Origin of the sequence: Streptomyces calvus (assembly GCF_006782915.1) — a bacterium.
GTDB lineage: Bacteria > Actinomycetota > Actinomycetes > Streptomycetales > Streptomycetaceae > Streptomyces > Streptomyces calvus.
The window spans coordinates 694,416-710,309 of sequence record NZ_VCNP01000056.1; the positions used below are offsets into that span (position 1 = coordinate 694,416).

Sequence of the window (15,894 nt, forward strand, 5' to 3'; positions counted from 1 at the left end):
GTGCGAGAAGCAGGCTCGGTACCCTCTCCGGGTGACGCAGCAGACCCCATCCGTCGAGCGAGGCCGGGCGAACGACGGGCCGAAGGCGGCCGGGCGGAACCGGGCCGCGCTGGTCGCTTCCGCGCGGGAGGTGTGCGCGGAGCAGGGGCTGGACGCCCCGCTGTCCGCGATCGCGCGGCGGGCCGGCGTCGGCCAGGGCGTGCTGTACCGGCACTTCCCCGACCGGGCCGCCGTGCTGACCGCCGTGCTGGAGGAGAACGTGCGGCAGGTCGAGCGGGCGGCGGCCGCCGAGGACGCGGACCTGGCCACCGTGCTCGGCGTGCTGACCTGGCACCTGACGGAGTCGGCGGCGTTCATCGGCATGCTGCACGCCGAGGGGGCGCGCAGCCGTACCGGTCCGCCCGCGTACGCCGTGGAGCTGTCGCGGCGCGTCGAGCGGGCCCTGCGGGCGCATCTGCCGCCCGGTCACCGGCTGGCCGGGGCGGGGGAGGACCTGGTGATCGCCGTGGGCATGGTCTCGGGTGCCGTCACCGGCCCCACCCGCGAGCAGCGGGAGGACCGGGCGCTGGCCGCGTGGCGGCTGCTCGGCGTCGAGGTGGGACCGGTGCGGCCCCACCCGGGCTGAACGCGGGCCCGGTCAGCCGCCGTTGGACTGCCGGATGCCCTCCGCCAGTGCGTCGAAGGTGTACAGATGGCCGCCGGCGGGTCCGCTGACCGTCATGTACGCCCGGGTCCCGCCGGGCGTGACGGCCACGTTGGTCGCCGATTCGAGGCCCTTCGCGTCCCGGGCGGGGACCTCGACGGTGGCCAGGCGCTCACCGTGCCGGTCGTACACCGCCATCGCGGGCCGGCCGTGCAGCGCCTGGTAGAGGTTGCCGTCGGCGTCCACGGCGATCGAGTCGGTCTGCGCGATCCCGCCGTCGACGCGCAGGGCGGTGTGCCGGGAGGTGACCCGGCCCTCGCCGTCCAGACGCAGGTAGGAGACGCGGTTCTCGGTGAGCTCGCTGATCCACAGCCCGCGGTGTCCGGTGTCGAAGGAGATGCCGTTCGTCGCGGCCAGCCCGTCCGCCAGGACGGTGGCCTTCCTCCCCGCACGGTCGATCCGCACCACGCGCCCCTGCGACACTCCCTCGGTCAGCCCGCGGGAGTCGCTGACGTACAGGTTGCCCTCCCGGTCGAAGGCGATGTCGTCGGGGTTCATCGGTGTCCCGTCGACCTCGCCGGAGAAGAAGGTCCGCGGGTCGCCGCCGTCCGGGGCCAGGCTCACGATGTCGCCGTGGGCGAAGTCGGTCAGGTACAGGCGGCCGTCGTACGGGCTGAACTGGGCGGAGGTGTAGGCGCCGCGGTCGTCGGTGTGGAGCGCGCGTGAGGTCTTCCTGCGGACGTCGACGCTCCACACCTTCGGCTCGCCGGCGGGCGCGGTGACGTCGACGACGACCAGCCTGCCGTCCTCGCCGAAGGTCGGGCCCTCCAGCAGGGTCATGCCGGTTTCCTCGTGGGTCTGCGTCAGCCGCAGGAGATGCTGCGCGCGGACGGTCCGTACCGTGCCGCCGTCGGACGCCGGGTCGGCGGCGGGGCCGCCGCCGGTCTGCGTGCCGCACCCGGTGAGGGCCGGCGCGGCGAGCGCGGCGAGCGCGGTGAGCGCGGCGAGGGGCCGGATCGTCAGTCGTCGCATGTGGGGGTCACTCTTCCTGTTCCGCGGTGGGGCGGATCCGTTCCGCCCAACCGGACAGCATTGTCCGGTTGTTGCTACGGTAGTGCATCCCCGACCAAGTCCGCTGATCCGCAAGCCCGTTCACGGACAGGACGGCTTCACGGCAGCGAACCGGAAAGAGGTCCCCCACATGACGACTCCTCGCGCCTTGTCCCCCGAGGCACTCGCCGACCTGAGGCGGCGCTACCGCCTCGAACGGGAGCGCCGCGTACGGCCCGACGGCGCCCGGCAGTACGTCGGCGCCGACGCCGAGTTCGGCTACTACGCCGCCGACCCGTACGCGGGGGAGAGGGTCCGGCGCGAGCCGCTGCGGGACCGGGTGGACGTCGCGGTCGTCGGCGGCGGCTTCGGCGGCATCCTCGCCGGGGCGCGGCTGCGCGAGGCGGGCGTGGGGCGGGTCCGGATCGTCGAGCGGGGCGGCGACTTCGGCGGCACCTGGTACTGGAACCGCTACCCGGGCATCCACTGCGACGTCGAGTCGCACGTGTACCTGCCGATGCTCGACGAGACCGGGTACGTGCCCGAGTGGAAGTACGCGCCCGGTGAGGAGATCCGCCGTCACGCGGTGCGCATCGCCGAGAAGTTCGCACTGTACGACGACGCGTTGTTCTCCACCGCGGTCACCTCGCTGACCTGGGACGAGCCGTCCGGGACCTGGACCGTCGCGACCGACCGGGGCGACGCGTTCCGGGCCACGTACGTCATCACGGCCACCGGCACCCTGACCGAGCTGAAGCTCCCCGGCATCCCCGGCATCGAGGACTTCCAGGGGCACACCTTCCACACCTCGCGCTGGGACTACGCCTACACGGGCGGCACCCCGGACGGCGGTCTGACCGGCCTCGCGGGCAAGCGGGTCGGCGTGGTCGGCACCGGCGCCACCGGCGTGCAGGTCATCCCGAAACTGGCCGAGGACGCCGGACACCTCTACGTCTTCCAGCGCACCCCCTCCACCGTGGACGTACGCGACAACTGCCGCACCACGGCCCGGGACGTGGGCGCCGACCACGACGGCTGGGCGCGGGAGCGCCGTGACAACTTCCTGCGCATCGTCTCCGGCGAACCGTGCGAGGAGGACCTGGTGGCCGACCGGTGGACCTCCTCGGCGGTCCTCCTGGAGAAGCTCCTGCCGAGTTTCCGCCGCCGCGGCGACCGCGCGGCCTTCGAAGCGGCCTACGAGGCCGCCGACGCCGTCAAGATGAACGAGATCCGCGCCCGGGTGGAGCGGATCGTCACCGACCCGGACACGGCGGAGAAGCTCAAGCCCTGGTACCGGTACGCCTGCAAGCGTCCCACCTTCTCCGACGTGTACTACGAGGCGTTCAACCGGGACAACGTCACCCTGGTCGACACCGCGGACACCCACGGCATCGAGCGGATGACCGCGCACGGCGTCGTGGTCGGCGGCACCGAGTACCCGCTCGACTGCCTGATCTTCGCCACCGGCTTCTCCGTCGGCGTCTCCGGCCTGCACTCCGGCGGACTGCCCGTGCGCGGGCGGGACGGCGTCCAGCTGCTGGACGCGTGGCGGCGGCACGGGCCGCGCAGCCTGCACGGCTTCACCAGCCACGGCTTCCCGAACCTCGTCCGGCTGGGCGCCGAGCAGAGCGCCGCGAGCGTCAACTTCACGCACGTACTGGACGAGCACGCCGTGCACGCCGCGGCGCTGGTCGCGGCGGCCGAGGCGGCGGACGCCCTCGTCGAGCCCTCCCGGGAGGCGGAGGACGCCTGGCTCGCGGTGCTCGCGGAGGGCGCCCCCGACCACGCGTGGTTCCACGCCGAGTGCACTCCCGGCTACTACAACCGTGAGGGCAGCGGCCGGCCGAACGGCCCGCACGCCTACCCCGACGGCGCGTACGCCTTCCACGAGCTGCTGAGGCGGTGGCGCGAGGAGTCCGTCGGCGAGGTCCTGCGCCCCCGGAACCGGCAGGGGACCACCGGCGCCGACGCGTCCCCGGACCGCTGAGCAGCCGCACCCCGGGACCGCCGGGAGGACGACCGCGCCCCGGCCGGGCGGATGCCGGCCGGGGCGCGGCGCGCGTGCGCCCGCCGAGCGCCCTCGTGGAAGGGTCCTCGGCGGGCCCGCCGCGTCAGCTCAGGGACGCGAGCGCCTCGTTCCAGGTGGCGGACGGACGCATGACCGCGGCGGCCTTGGCCGGGTCGGGCTGGTAGTAGCCGCCGATCTCGGCCGGCTTGCCCTGGACGGCGTTCAGCTCGTCGACGATCTTCTGCTCGTTCGCGGCGAGCGTCTCGGCGAGCGGCGCGAACGCCTTCGCCAGGTCCGCGTCGTCGGTCTGCGCGGCCAGCTCCTGCGCCCAGTACAGGGACAGGTAGAAGTGGCTGCCGCGGTTGTCGATGCCGCCGACGCGACGGGTCGGCGACTTGTCCTCGTTGAGGAAGGTCGCCGTGGCGCGGTCGAGGGCGTCGGCGAGGACCTTGGCGCGGGTGTTGCCGGTGGCCGTGGCGTACTGCTCCAGCGACGGCACCAGCGCGAAGAACTCACCGAGCGAGTCCCAGCGCAGGTAGTTCTCCTTGACCAGCTGCTGCACGTGCTTCGGCGCGGAGCCGCCGGCGCCCGTCTCGAACAGGCCGCCGCCCGCCATCAGCGGGACGACCGACAGCATCTTGGCGCTGGTGCCCAGCTCCAGGATGGGGAACAGGTCGGTCAGGTAGTCGCGCAGCACGTTGCCGGTGACGGAGATGGTGTTCTCGCCGCGGCGGATGCGCTCCACCGACAGCTTCGTCGCCTCCACCGGGGACAGGATCCGGATGTCCAGGCCCTCGGTGTCGTGCTCCGTGAGGTACTGCTCGACCTTGGCGATCAGGTTGGCGTCGTGGGCGCGGGTGGCGTCCAGCCAGAACACCGCCGGGTCGCCGGTGGCGCGGGCGCGGGTGACGGCCAGCTTCACCCAGTCGCGGATCGGGGCGTCCTTGGTCTGGCAGGCGCGGAAGATGTCGCCGGCCGCGACGGCCTGCTCGATCAGCGCGGTGCCGTTCCGGTCGACCAGGCGGACCGTGCCCGTGGTGGCGATCTCGAAGGTCTTGTCGTGGCTGCCGTACTCCTCGGCCTTCTGCGCCATGAGGCCGACGTTCGGCACCGTGCCCATGGTCGAGGGGTCGAAGGCGCCGTTGGCCTTGCAGTCCTCGATCACGGCCTGGTAGACGCCCGCGTAGGAGGAGTCCGGGATCACCGCGAGGGCGTCGTGCTCCTGGCCGTCCGGGCCCCACATGTGGCCGGAGGTGCGGATCATCGCAGGCATGGAGGCGTCGATGATGACGTCCGAGGGGACGTGCAGGTTGGTGATGCCCTTGTCGGAGTCGACCATCGCCAGCTCCGGGCCCTCGGCGAGCTCGGCGTCGAAGGAGGCCTTGATCTCGGCGCCCTCCGGCAGGGCGTCCAGGCCCTTCCAGATGCCGCCCAGACCGTCGTTCGGGGTCAGGCCGGCCGCGGCGAGCTTGTCGCCGTACTGCGCGAACGTCTTCGGGAAGAAGGCGCGCACCACGTGGCCGAAGACGATCGGGTCGGAGACCTTCATCATCGTGGCCTTCAGGTGCACCGAGAACAGCACGCCCTCGGCCTTGGCGCGGGCGACCTGCGCGGTCAGGAACTCGCGCAGCGCGGCGACGCGCATCACGGAGGCGTCGACGACCTCGCCCTTCTGGACGGGTACGGACTCGCGCAGCACGGTGGTGGTGCCGTCGTCGCCGACCAGCTCGATGCGCAGCGCGCCGTCCTCGGCGATGACGACCGACTTCTCGGTGGACCGGAAGTCGTTCTCGCCCATGGTCGCCACGTCGGTCTTGGACTCGGCGGTCCAGGCGCCCATGCGGTGCGGGTGGGTCTTGGCGTAGTTCTTCACCGAGGCGGGGGCGCGGCGGTCGGAGTTGCCCTCGCGCAGGACCGGGTTCACGGCGGAACCCTTGACCTTGTCGTAGCGGGCGCGGATCTCGCGCTCCTCGTCGGTCTTGGGGTCGTCCGGGTAGTCCGGCAGCGCGTAGCCCTGGCCCTGCAGCTCGGCGATCGCGGCCTTGAGCTGCGGGATCGACGCCGAGATGTTCGGCAGCTTGATGATGTTGGCCGCGGGCGTCTTGGCCAGCTCACCGAGCTCGGCGAGGGCGTCCGGGATGCGCTGGTCCTCGGTGAGGTACTCCGGGAACACGGCGATGATGCGCCCGGCCAGCGAGATGTCGCGCGTCTCCACGGCGACACCGGCCTGCGAGGCGTACGCCCGGACCACCGGCAGGAAGGAATACGTCGCCAGGGCCGGGGCCTCGTCAGTGTGCGTATAGATGATGGTCGAGTCAGTCACCGGGTGCTCCGCTCCACGTCTGCAACATTGCTCGACATCAAGATATCTCGTGATCGACCTCGGCTCGACAGGGGTCCGCGCCGACTTCCGGCCGAGCTCCTGCCGGACGGTGGACGCCCGGCGGGACGGCGCGACCGGACGTGGGCCGTGTGGCGCGTACGGGAGTCGGCCGTGTGGCGTGTACCGGTCGGCCGCGTGGCGTGCGCGGACCGGCCGTACGGCGGGCCCGGGCCGACCGCACGGAGTGCGCCCGGCCGGGCGTCGGGCAGACCGGCCGGTCGCCGGGGCCGGACCGGCCGGTTGTCGGGCTCGGGCCGGCCGGTCGCCGGGGGTCGGACCGGCCGGTCGTCGGCCTCAGATCGGCCGGGAGGCGGTCATGTCGTCCGGCGCGGTGCCGGTGTCGCGCTGCTGCGGGAGCACCACCGTGCCCTGCTGGAGCGCCACGGTCCGGGCCGGCGACGGGATGCGGATGCCCTCCTCGCGGTAGCGCCGGTGCAGCCGCTTGATGAACTCGTGCTTGATCCGGTACTGGTCGCTGAACTCGCCGACGCCCAGGATGACGGTGAAGCCGATGCGGGAGTCGCCGAAGGTGTGGAACCGCACCGCCGGCTCGTGCTCGGGCACGGCACCGGTGATCTCGGTCATCACCTCGGCCACGACCTCCGTCGTCACCCGCTCCACGTGCTCGAGGTCGCTGTCGTACGACACGCCGACCTGCACCAGGATGGTGAGCTGCTGCTCGGGCCGCATGAAGTTGGTCATGTTCGTCTTGGCGAGCTGGCCGTTCGGGATGACCACCAGGTTGTTGGACAGCTCGCGCACGGTCGTCTGACGCCAGTTGATGTCCTCGACGTAGCCCTCCTCGCCGCTGCTCAGCCGGATGTAGTCGCCGGGCTGCACGGTCTTGGAGGCGAGGATGTGGATGCCCGCGAACAGGTTGGCGAGCGTGTCCTGCAGGGCCAGCGCGACCGCCAGACCGCCGACGCCGAGGGCGGTGAGCAGGGGCGCGATGGAGATGCCCAGCGTCTGCAGGCCCACCAGGAAACCGATCGCCAGGACCAGGATCCGGGTGATGTTCATGAAGATCGTGGCCGACCCGGCGACGCCGGAGCGGGACTGGGTGACCGAGCGCACCAGCCCCGCCACCACCCGGGCCGCAGCGACCGTCGCGGCGAAGATGACCAGCAGCGTCAGCGTCTGGTTGACGTTGTGCTGCACGGTCCGGGTCAGCGGCAGCGCCGCCGCCGCGGAGGCCGCGCCCGCAGCGACCGCCGCCCAGGGCACGACCATGCGCAACGCGTCCACGGCGACGTCGTCGCCGCGCCAGCGGGTGCGGTCGGCGTGCCGGCCCAGCCAGCGCAGCAGCATCCGCAGCAGGAACGCCGCCAGCAGTCCGGAGGCGAGGGCGATGCCGGCCAGCACCAGGTCGTCCATGGTGAGCGCGCGGGTCACCGCTCACCCCCGGCGAACACCATGGCCGGAGGCCGTATGGGAAGTCGTGTCACGTCTCGTCACCTGCTCGATTGCTACGGGATGTACGTCTCGCCGGCCGCCCGACCCGCGGCCTGCACAATCGCTCATCCTGCCGTATTTGGCAGGGCAGTTCGCGCGCGCCCGCGTCGCGCGGCGGGAGCGCACGGGAGCACGAGGGCCCTGACCGAGCGCGCGGGAACGTCACGGGAACGCGGTGGGACAGCGGCGGGAACCTGGCGGAAAAGCAGTGGGAAACGCGGCGGGACAGCGGTGGGAACCGGGCGGGGCAGCAGGGGGAAACGCGGTGGGAGTGCGGCCCGGTCGGCGGCGTTCCGCGCGCCCCGCCGGTCAGATCACCTTCAGCCGGACCAGGGCGCCGAGCGTCAGCGCCCCCGGCAGCAGCGGCAGCCACACCGTGATCACCCGGAAGACCAGCACGACCGCCGTGGCCGCCGCCGCGGGCCCGCCGACCGCCACCAGCGCCAGCACCAGCGCCGCCTCCACCGAGCCGAGACCGCCCGGCGTGGGCACCAGCGCCACCGCCACCGTCGCCGCCAGATACGCCAGCGCCATGTGGGCGGGCGGCACCGACAGGCCGAACGCCAGCCCCACCAGCACCAGCGACGCCGCCTGCAACGCCGGGAAGGCCAGCGCCCCGCCCCACAGCGCCAGCGCCCGGGACGGCAGCGCGTGCACCGACCGCGCCTCTCCCAGCGCCGTCCGCAGGAACGACCGCGCCGCCGCCCGCAGCCGTCGTACGGCCGCGAGCACGCCCGCCGCGACGACCAGCACCGCCCCGGCCGCCAGCAGCAGCGGCCCGGCCCACCCCTCCGGCAGCAGCGCACCGAAGCGCAGCGCGCCGGGGAACGCGAGGAGCAGGGCGGCCAGCAGGCCCACCCGTGCGACCGACTCCGCCAGCAGATACAGGGCCAGGGCGGCCGAGGAGCGGGCCGGCGGCAGCCCGCACACCGTCATGAACCGCAGATTGACCGCGCTCGCGCCCAGCCCCGTCGGCAGCAGATGGTTGGCCGCGCCCGCCGCGAACTGCGTGATCAGCAGCCGTCGCGCGGGCAGCCGCTCGGGAACCGCGCCCTGCCGGGTGCACGCCGCCGCCACCCAGGTCAGGCAGGTCGCGCCGGCCGCGGCCAGCAGCCACGGCCACCGGGCGGTCCCCAGCCGGGCGAAGCCCTCGGCCAGTACCGACCGGTGCTGCACCGCGACCACGGTGACCAGCAGCAGCGGCAGCACACACAGGACCCGGCGGATCGTTCCCGTCACGTCCACCGAGCATGTCCGGCGCGCGCCAACGGCGGGTTTCGGCTGTCCGGACGGCTGCTTACGACCGGGCGGCCGCCGGGCACGGCCGGGCAGCCTCCGTACCGCGGCAGGTGGCCTCCGTACCGCGGCCGATGGCCTCCGTACTGGGGCCGATGGCCGCCGTACCGCGGCCGGTGGCCGCCGGGCCGAGGCCGTGCAGCAGCCGGTGGCCGGAACGCCTGCCGTGAGCCGGTCCTTGACCTCGACCAAAGTTGAGGTCCTAGGTTCTCCGGCATGAGCATGGAGACCACAGCGTGGACACAGCTGCGCGGCGTCCTGACCGCCGAGGACGAGCACCGCCCCGTCACCCGGGCGACGTTGCGCCGCATCGGCGCCTTCGCCCGCCCGCACCGCCGCCGTCTGGCCCTGTTCGTGCTGCTCGGCACGGCCGGCGCGGCACTCGCCGTCGCCACGCCGGTCCTCGCCGGGCGCGTCGTGGACACGATCGTGTCCGGCGGCGACGAGGCCGCGGTCGTCCGCCTGGCCCTGCTCATCGCCCTGATCGCGGTGGTGGAGGCGGTCCTCGGCGTGCTCGGCCGGAGACTGTCCGCGGCCCTCGGCGAGGAACTCATCCTGGACCTGCGGACGGCGGTGTTCGACCACGTGCAGCGGATGCCGGTCGCGTTCTTCACCCGCACCCGCACGGGAGCGCTCGTCTCCCGTCTCAACAACGACGTCATCGGCGCCCAGCGCGCCTTCAGCAACACCCTGGCGACCGTCGTCGGCAACGTCGTCACCCTGCTGCTCACGCTCGCCGTGATGCTCACCCTGTCGTGGCAGATCACGCTGCTCGCGCTGGTGCTGCTGCCGGTGTTCGTGGTCCCGGCCCGGCGCATGGGCCGCCGCATGGCCGGCATGCAGCGGGAGGCCGCCGCCCTGAACGCCGCCATGGGCACCCGGATGACGGAGCGGTTCTCGGCGCCCGGCGCCACCCTGGTGAAGCTGTTCGGCCGCCCGGAGCAGGAGTCGGAGGAGTTCGCGGTGCGGGCCCGCCGGGTGCGGGACATCGGCGTGCGCACGGCCACGGCGCAGACGGTGTTCATCACCGCCCTCACCCTGGTCTCCGCGCTCGCCCTGGCCCTGGTGTACGGCCTCGGCGGTCTGCTCGCGCTGCGCGGTGTCCTGGAGCCGGGCGCCGTGGTGGCGCTGGCGCTGCTGCTGACCCGGCTGTACGCGCCGCTCACCTCGCTGGCCGGGGCGCGGGTGGAGGTGATGAGCGCGCTGGTCAGCTTCGAGCGGGTCTTCGAGGTGCTGGACCTCAAGCCGCTCATCGAGGAGCGGCCCGACGCGCGCGAGGTGCCCGACGGCCCGGTCTCCGTCGAGTTCGACGACGTCCGCTTCGGCTACCCGTCCGCCGACAAGGTCTCCCTCGCCTCCCTGGAGGAGGTCGCCTCCCTGGACACGCGCGGCGGCGAGGAGGTCCTGCACGGCATCTCCTTCCGCGCCGAACCGGGCCGGACCGTCGCGCTGGTCGGCTCCTCCGGCGCCGGCAAGTCGACCGTCGCGGCGCTGCTGCCGCGGCTGTACGACGTCGACTCCGGGGCCGTGCGCGTGGGTGGCGTCGACGTCCGCGACCTGAGCGCCGCCACGCTGCGCGCCACCCTCGGCATGGTCACCCAGGACGGGCACCTGTTCCACGACACGGTCCGCGCCAACCTCCTGCTGGCCCGCCCGGACGCGAGCGAGGAGGACCTGTGGGACGCCCTGCGCCGGGCCCGCCTCGACGCACTCGTCCGGGCCCTGCCCGACGGCCTGGACACCGTGGTCGGTGAACGCGGCTACCGGCTCTCCGGCGGGGAGCGCCAGCGGATGACCATCGCCCGGCTGCTGCTGGCCCGGCAGCGTGTCGTCATCCTCGACGAGGCGACCGCCCATCTGGACAACACCTCCGAGGCCGCCGTCCAGGAGGCGCTCGCGGAGGCCCTGGAGGGCAGGACGGCGGTCGTGATCGCGCACCGGCTGTCCACGGTCCGCGCCGCGGACCTCATCCTGGTCGTCGAGGCCGGCCGGATCGTGGAACGCGGCACGCACGAGGAACTGCTGGCGGCGGACGGCCGCTACGCCGAACTGCACCGCACCCAGTTCGCACCCCGCCCGGACGACGACCACGGCCGCGACCTGGACCACGACCACACCCCTGCCCAGGACTCGGACCGCGGCCGCGACCTGCACCACGGCCGAGACCGCAACCTGCACCACGGAGGAGACCTGGACCGCGACCGGGACTCGGACCCCGACCGGGACCTGGAGCGTGACAACGGCCGGGACCTGGACCGCGACAACGGCCGGGACCGTGACCTGGACCGTGACCGGGACTCGGGTCACGACCGCGACTCGGACCACGGCCGGGAAGCCCCGGCACCCGTGTAGCCCCGGGTGCCGTGTGCCCGGAAGGCGCCGCAGCCCGACGACCTCGGGCGGCGGCGCCTTCCGCGAGCGGCCCCGTGTCACCGTCCCCGGGTGCCGGCCTCCGCCCGCTCCGTACGCTCACCGGCGCCGGTCCTGGCCCGCCCGGCGGACCCGCGCCGGCCCCGGCCGCCGTCGCGGTCGCCGGTGCGCCCGCCGAGCTCGACGGCGAGCGGTGCGGCGGTCAGGACCGACGAGTACGTGCCCACGGCGACGCCGATCAGCAGCGCGAGCGCGAAGTCGGTGAGCGACTCGCCGCCCAGCAGGGCCAGCGCGGCCAGGATGAAGAACACGCCGATACCGGTGTTGACCGTGCGGGGCACCGTCTGCAGGATCGCCCGGTTGGTGACCCGGGCCAGCGGTGTCCTGCCGTCCTTGCGCCACAGCTCGCGGATCCGGTCGAAGACCACGACGGAGTCGTTCACCGAGTAGCCGATCACGGTGAGCAGCGCGGCCAGGAACACGCCGTCGACGGGCTTGCCCAGCCAGGCGAAGACACCCGTGAGGACGACCACGTCGTGGGCCAGCGCGCCCACCGCGCCGGCCCCGAACATCCAGCGGAACCGCACGGCCAGGTACAGCAGTTGCGCTCCCAGGGCCAGAGAGAGCGCGATGAGCGCGTTGCGGCGCAGCTCGTCGCCGAGGCTCGGGCCGATCAGCTCGTCCCGTACCTTCTCCGCCCCGCCGCCGACCTTGCCCACGGCGTCGGCGACCTCGACGGCCTGCGCGTTGGTCAGCTCCTCGGTGCGCACCGTCAGCCGGTTCTCGCCGGAGGACTGCACGACGGCCTGCGGGAAACCGGCGTCGGCCAGGGCGGCACGGGCGCGGTCGGGGTCGACGGCGGTGGAGGTGGAGTACTCGATGAGCCGGCCGCCGGTGAACTCCACACCGAAGTCCAGTCCCCGCACCACGATGCCCGCGCCGGTGACGGCGAGCACGACGGCGGACACCGCGAGCCAGCGGCGCGGGCGCCGCATCAGCTGGGGGTCGCGGCGGGTCAGGTACGCCCGGACCCGGCCGACGGAGGCCAGACCGGTGACCCCGGGACGCCGGTGCACCCAGCGGCGGGCGACGGCGAACTCGGCGAGCACCCGGGTGATCACCAGCGCGCTGATCATGGAGGCCAGGACGCCGATGCCCAGCGTGACGCCGAAGCCCTTGACCGGGCCGGACGCCAGCAGGAACAGCAGCACGGCGGCGATCAGCGTGGTGATGTTGGAGTCCGCGATGGCGCTGAAGGCGCCCTTGAACCCGGCGGTCAGGGCCGAGCGGCCACTGGGCCGGTTGCGGGCGCCGTACTCCTCCCGGGCCCGTTCGAAGACCAGCACGTTGGCGTCCACCGCCATGCCGATGGCCAGCACGAAGCCGGCGAGTCCGGGCAGGGTCAGGGTGGCGCCGAGGGCCGCCAGACCGGCGTAGGAGATCACGCCGTAGCAGAGCAGCGCCAGCGTGGCGAGGACGCCCATGAGCCGGTAGACGACGATGACGAAGACCGCGGTCAGCGCGGTGCCGACGACGGCCGCCCAGGCACTGGCCTCGATGGCCTCGGCGCCCAGCGTCGGGCCCACGGTCCGCTGCTCCACCGTCTCCACCGGCACCGGCAGCGCACCGCCGTGGACGAGCAGGGCCAGCTCCTTGGCCTCCTCGGCGGTGAAGGAACCGGTGATCTGGGTGGACCCGCCGGTGATGCCCGCACCGCAGGCCACCGACGGGTCGACCTGCGGCGAGGAGATGATCTTGTCGTCCAGCACGATGGCGACCCGGCGCTGCGGGTCGCCCGCGGGATGGCAGGCGGCCTCACCGGTCAGCCGGGCCCAGCCCTTGCCGTCCTCGAAGTCCACGGTGACGTGCCAGCCGGCGCCGCTCTGCTGGTCGAAGAGGGCCTCGGCGCCCTTGACGTCCTGGCCGGTGAGCGCGGCGCCGCCGAGCCGGAGCCGCTCGCCCTCCTCGTCGGGCAGGGTGCGTTCGCCCTTCTGTGCCGCGCCGGGTGCGAGCACGGGGTGGACGGAGAGCTGCGCGGTGCGGCCGAGGACGTCGGCGGCCTTGCGCGGGTCCTGGACGCCGGGCAGTTCGACGATGATCCGGTGGTCACCGGAGCGGACGATGGTGGGTTCGGCGACGCCGAGCGCGTCGATGCGGCCGCGCAGGACCTCCAGGGTGCGGTCGGTGGCCTCGCTGTCGGCCTCGACGGTTTCGGTGGAACGGGTCTCCAGCACGATCTGGGTGCCGCCCCGCAGATCGAGGCCCAGACGGACCGGGACGGTGACGGCGACGAACACGGACACGGCGATCACGGCGAACGCGAACAGCGCCCTGACGCGGGCGGGACGTTTCACAGCTGCCTCCAGCAGGCACGCGGGAAAGAGAGAAGAAGAGAAGTGAGAAAAGGCGAGTCTCAGGTGCTGGAGGCGGCGGGCGGTGCCCGTCCCAGGTCGGAGGGCACGTGCGCGGCGGCGGGCGGGGCGTGCCCGGCCGCCGGGGCCGGTCGTGCCGGCCGGGGCGGCACCGGCGGTGTGTGCGCCGCCGTGAAGAGCTGCGGACCGGCGGGCAGGGTGCGCTCACCGGCGTCCCGCTCCGGCCGGACGAGCAGCGTACGGGCACCGACGTAGGCGTCGTCGCCGTACGGACGGGTGTCGTACGCGTGCGCGGTGGACGGCGGGAGGTGTGCGTCGGTGGAAGAGCCGGACGGCGAGACGTGTACGTCGCCGGGAGAGCCGGACGGCGAGAGGTGTGCGTCGGTGGAAGAGCCGGACGGCGAGAGGTGTGCGTCGCCGGGAGAGCCGGACGGCGAGAGGTGTGCGTCGCCGGGGGAGAGGGACGGCGAGGGGTGGGCGGTGGTGGCCGGGACGGACGGCGCCAGGTGGGTGGCGGCGGGGAGGGGCCGGGCGTCGCCGGCGGAGCCGAGGGTCAGCAGGACGGCCGCGAGCGCGGTCAGGACCGCGAGCAGGCGGCACGGCAGGAGGGCGGCACGTCCCCGCCGGTCGGCGGTCAAGGTTCCACGAGCCCGGCGCGAATGGCGTAACGGGTCAGTTCGAGACGGTCCCGCAGCCCCAGCTTGTGCAGCAGGTTCTCGCGGTGCCGCTGCACCGTCTTCACGCTGATGAACAGCAGCTCGGCGATCTCCTTCGAGGAGTGGCCCTCGGCGACGAGCTTCAGCACCTCCTCCTCGCGCGGCGTCAGCAGCTGCTCGGGCGCCTCCTCGCCGTGCCGGACCCGGTCCAGGTAGTTGCGGATCAGCGCGGTCACCGCGCCCGGGTACAGGAACGGTTCGTCGCGCATGGCGGCGCGGCAGGCGGCGACCAGATCGCGGTCGGCGACGGACTTCAGCACATAGCCGCCGGCGCCCGCCTTCAGCGCCTGGAACAGATACTGCTCGTTGTCGTGCATCGTCAGCATCAGGATGCGCAGCCCCGGCTTCAGCGCGGCCAGCTCGCGCGCGGCCTGCAGCCCGGTCAGCCGCGGCATGGCGATGTCCAGGACGGCCAGGTCGACGTCGTGGGTGCGGGCCATCGCGATGGCCTCCGCGCCGTCCCCGGCCTCGGCGACCACCTCCAGGTCCGGCTCCCGGTCGAGGATGAGCCGGACGCCGCGCCGCACCAGCGCGTGGTCGTCGGCGAGCAGGATCCGGATCGTCGGCAGCGTCCGGTGGTCGTCGCGGGTTTCCTGGTGGGTCATGACTGCTTCCTGACGGCGGGCACGGTCAACCGGATCCGGGTGCCGGTCGGTGTCGCGGAGGTCTCGTCCGGGCTCGTGATGTCCAGGGCGGCCCCGATGAGCAGGGCCCGCTCCCGCATCCCGCGGAGCCCGGCGCCCTCCCGGGCGGCACCGATGCCGCGCCCGTCGTCGCCCACCTCCAGGACGACGCCCGTGCCGGCGGCGCGCAGGCTCACCTCCACGGACCGGGCCTCGGCGTGCCGGGCGGCGTTGGTCAGACTCTCCTGCGCCACACGGTAGATCACCAGTTCCGCCTCGTGGTCAAGGGCGGGCAGGGCCGGGTCGAAGCGGCGCACCACGCGCAGCCCGGTGTGCGTGGCGAACTCGGTGGCCAGCGAGGTGACCGCGCTGACCAGGCCGAGATCGTCCAGCACGCCGGGGCGCAGCCTGCGCACCAGCCGGCGGACCTCGTCGAGGCTCTCCCGGGTGATCTCCTGCGCCTGCTGCAGCTCACCGCGCAGCGGCTCGGACGCCTCGTCGGAGACCCGCTTCAGGGCCAGCAGCACGGCGGTCATGCTCTGCCCGACCTCGTCGTGCAGCTCCTGGGCGATGCGGCGCCGCTCGCCCTCCTGGGCGAGGATCGCGCGGGCGCTGCTCGCGACGCGCTCGCCCTCCAGCCGTTCCAGCATCGAGTTGAAGGTGCTGACCAGCTCGGCGACCTCGCCGCCGCCGTCCACCGGCAGCCGCTGACCCGGGTGCAGCAGGTCGACGGTGGTCATCAGCCGGGTCACCCGGTCCAGCGGGGCCAGCCCGATGCGCAGCAGCGCCGCGTTGGCGACGAGCATGACGCCGAGTCCGGCGACCAGGATCACCGCCTCCGTCAGCAGCACCGGGACCGACACGGTCACCGGAGCCCACAGCAGCAGCGCGGTGGCCGTTCCCAGCACCACCGCGTTGAGCCCGAAGATCCGCCAGTACAGGGACACGGAGGTCACGCCTTCCTCTTTCTCGTCTGCCTCT

General features: G+C 73.5%; 11 protein-coding genes. 3 read left to right on the forward strand and 8 right to left on the reverse strand.

What is annotated here, in order from left to right:
- Positions 1-31 precede the first annotated feature (31 nt).
- Entirely contained in the window at positions 32-625 is a 594-nt protein-coding gene (locus FGW31_RS31405) for a TetR/AcrR family transcriptional regulator (protein WP_142196933.1), read from the forward strand.
- Positions 626-637: 12 nt separating this feature from the next.
- Here FGW31_RS31405 and FGW31_RS31410 read toward each other — a convergent pair whose 3' ends face one another.
- The gene (locus FGW31_RS31410) at positions 638-1,675 is read right to left on the reverse strand and encodes an SMP-30/gluconolactonase/LRE family protein (RefSeq protein ID WP_142196934.1); all 1,038 of its coding nucleotides are present in this window, start codon (positions 1,673-1,675) and stop codon (positions 638-640) included.
- A gap of 169 nt (positions 1,676-1,844) precedes the next feature.
- On the opposite strand from FGW31_RS31410, the gene FGW31_RS31415 reads away from it, so the two are divergent.
- Positions 1,845-3,680: a flavin-containing monooxygenase gene (locus FGW31_RS31415; protein WP_142196935.1), complete on the forward strand. Its 1,836-nt coding sequence runs from the start codon at positions 1,845-1,847 to the stop codon at positions 3,678-3,680.
- Positions 3,681-3,804: 124 nt separating this feature from the next.
- Here FGW31_RS31415 and FGW31_RS31420 read toward each other — a convergent pair whose 3' ends face one another.
- From FGW31_RS31420 to FGW31_RS31430, 3 genes are all read right to left on the reverse strand, one after another.
- Complete coding sequence (locus FGW31_RS31420) at positions 3,805-6,024, reverse strand: NADP-dependent isocitrate dehydrogenase (RefSeq protein ID WP_142196936.1); 2,220 nt, start codon at positions 6,022-6,024, stop codon at positions 3,805-3,807.
- Positions 6,025-6,378: 354 nt separating this feature from the next.
- On the reverse strand, positions 6,379-7,476 hold the full coding sequence (locus FGW31_RS31425) for a mechanosensitive ion channel family protein (protein ID WP_142196937.1): 1,098 nt from the start codon (positions 7,474-7,476) through the stop codon (positions 6,379-6,381).
- Positions 7,477-7,845: 369 nt separating this feature from the next.
- Positions 7,846-8,745 carry a lysylphosphatidylglycerol synthase transmembrane domain-containing protein gene (locus FGW31_RS31430; protein ID WP_142197304.1) on the reverse strand — a complete coding sequence of 300 codons (900 nt, stop codon included), beginning with the start codon at positions 8,743-8,745 and terminating at the stop codon, positions 7,846-7,848.
- A gap of 309 nt (positions 8,746-9,054) precedes the next feature.
- Between FGW31_RS31430 and FGW31_RS31435 the strand changes: the two genes are divergently transcribed.
- Complete coding sequence (locus tag FGW31_RS31435; protein WP_233452614.1) at positions 9,055-11,184, forward strand: ABC transporter ATP-binding protein; 2,130 nt, start codon at positions 9,055-9,057, stop codon at positions 11,182-11,184.
- Between the two features lie 77 nt (positions 11,185-11,261).
- Here the strand turns inward: FGW31_RS31435 and secD are convergent, their stop codons facing one another.
- From secD to FGW31_RS31455, 4 genes are read right to left on the reverse strand one after another with little or no spacing between them, the layout of a single operon-like run.
- Positions 11,262-13,556 (reverse strand): protein translocase subunit SecD, encoded by a 2,295-nt coding sequence (gene secD / locus FGW31_RS31440; protein WP_182675047.1) that lies wholly within the window; start codon positions 13,554-13,556, stop codon positions 11,262-11,264.
- Positions 13,557-13,615: 59 nt separating this feature from the next.
- A complete protein-coding gene (locus FGW31_RS35800) occupies positions 13,616-14,212 on the reverse strand; it encodes a hypothetical protein (protein ID WP_233452601.1) in 597 nt (198 codons plus the stop codon).
- Entirely contained in the window at positions 14,209-14,895 is a 687-nt protein-coding gene (locus tag FGW31_RS31450) for a response regulator (RefSeq protein ID WP_142196939.1), read from the reverse strand. The genes FGW31_RS35800 and FGW31_RS31450 overlap by 4 nt, the downstream gene beginning before the upstream one ends.
- A complete protein-coding gene (locus FGW31_RS31455) occupies positions 14,892-15,860 on the reverse strand; it encodes a HAMP domain-containing sensor histidine kinase (protein WP_142197305.1) in 969 nt (322 codons plus the stop codon). Before FGW31_RS31455 ends, FGW31_RS31450 begins: the two co-directional genes overlap by 4 nt.
- Positions 15,861-15,894: the final 34 nt, after the last annotated feature.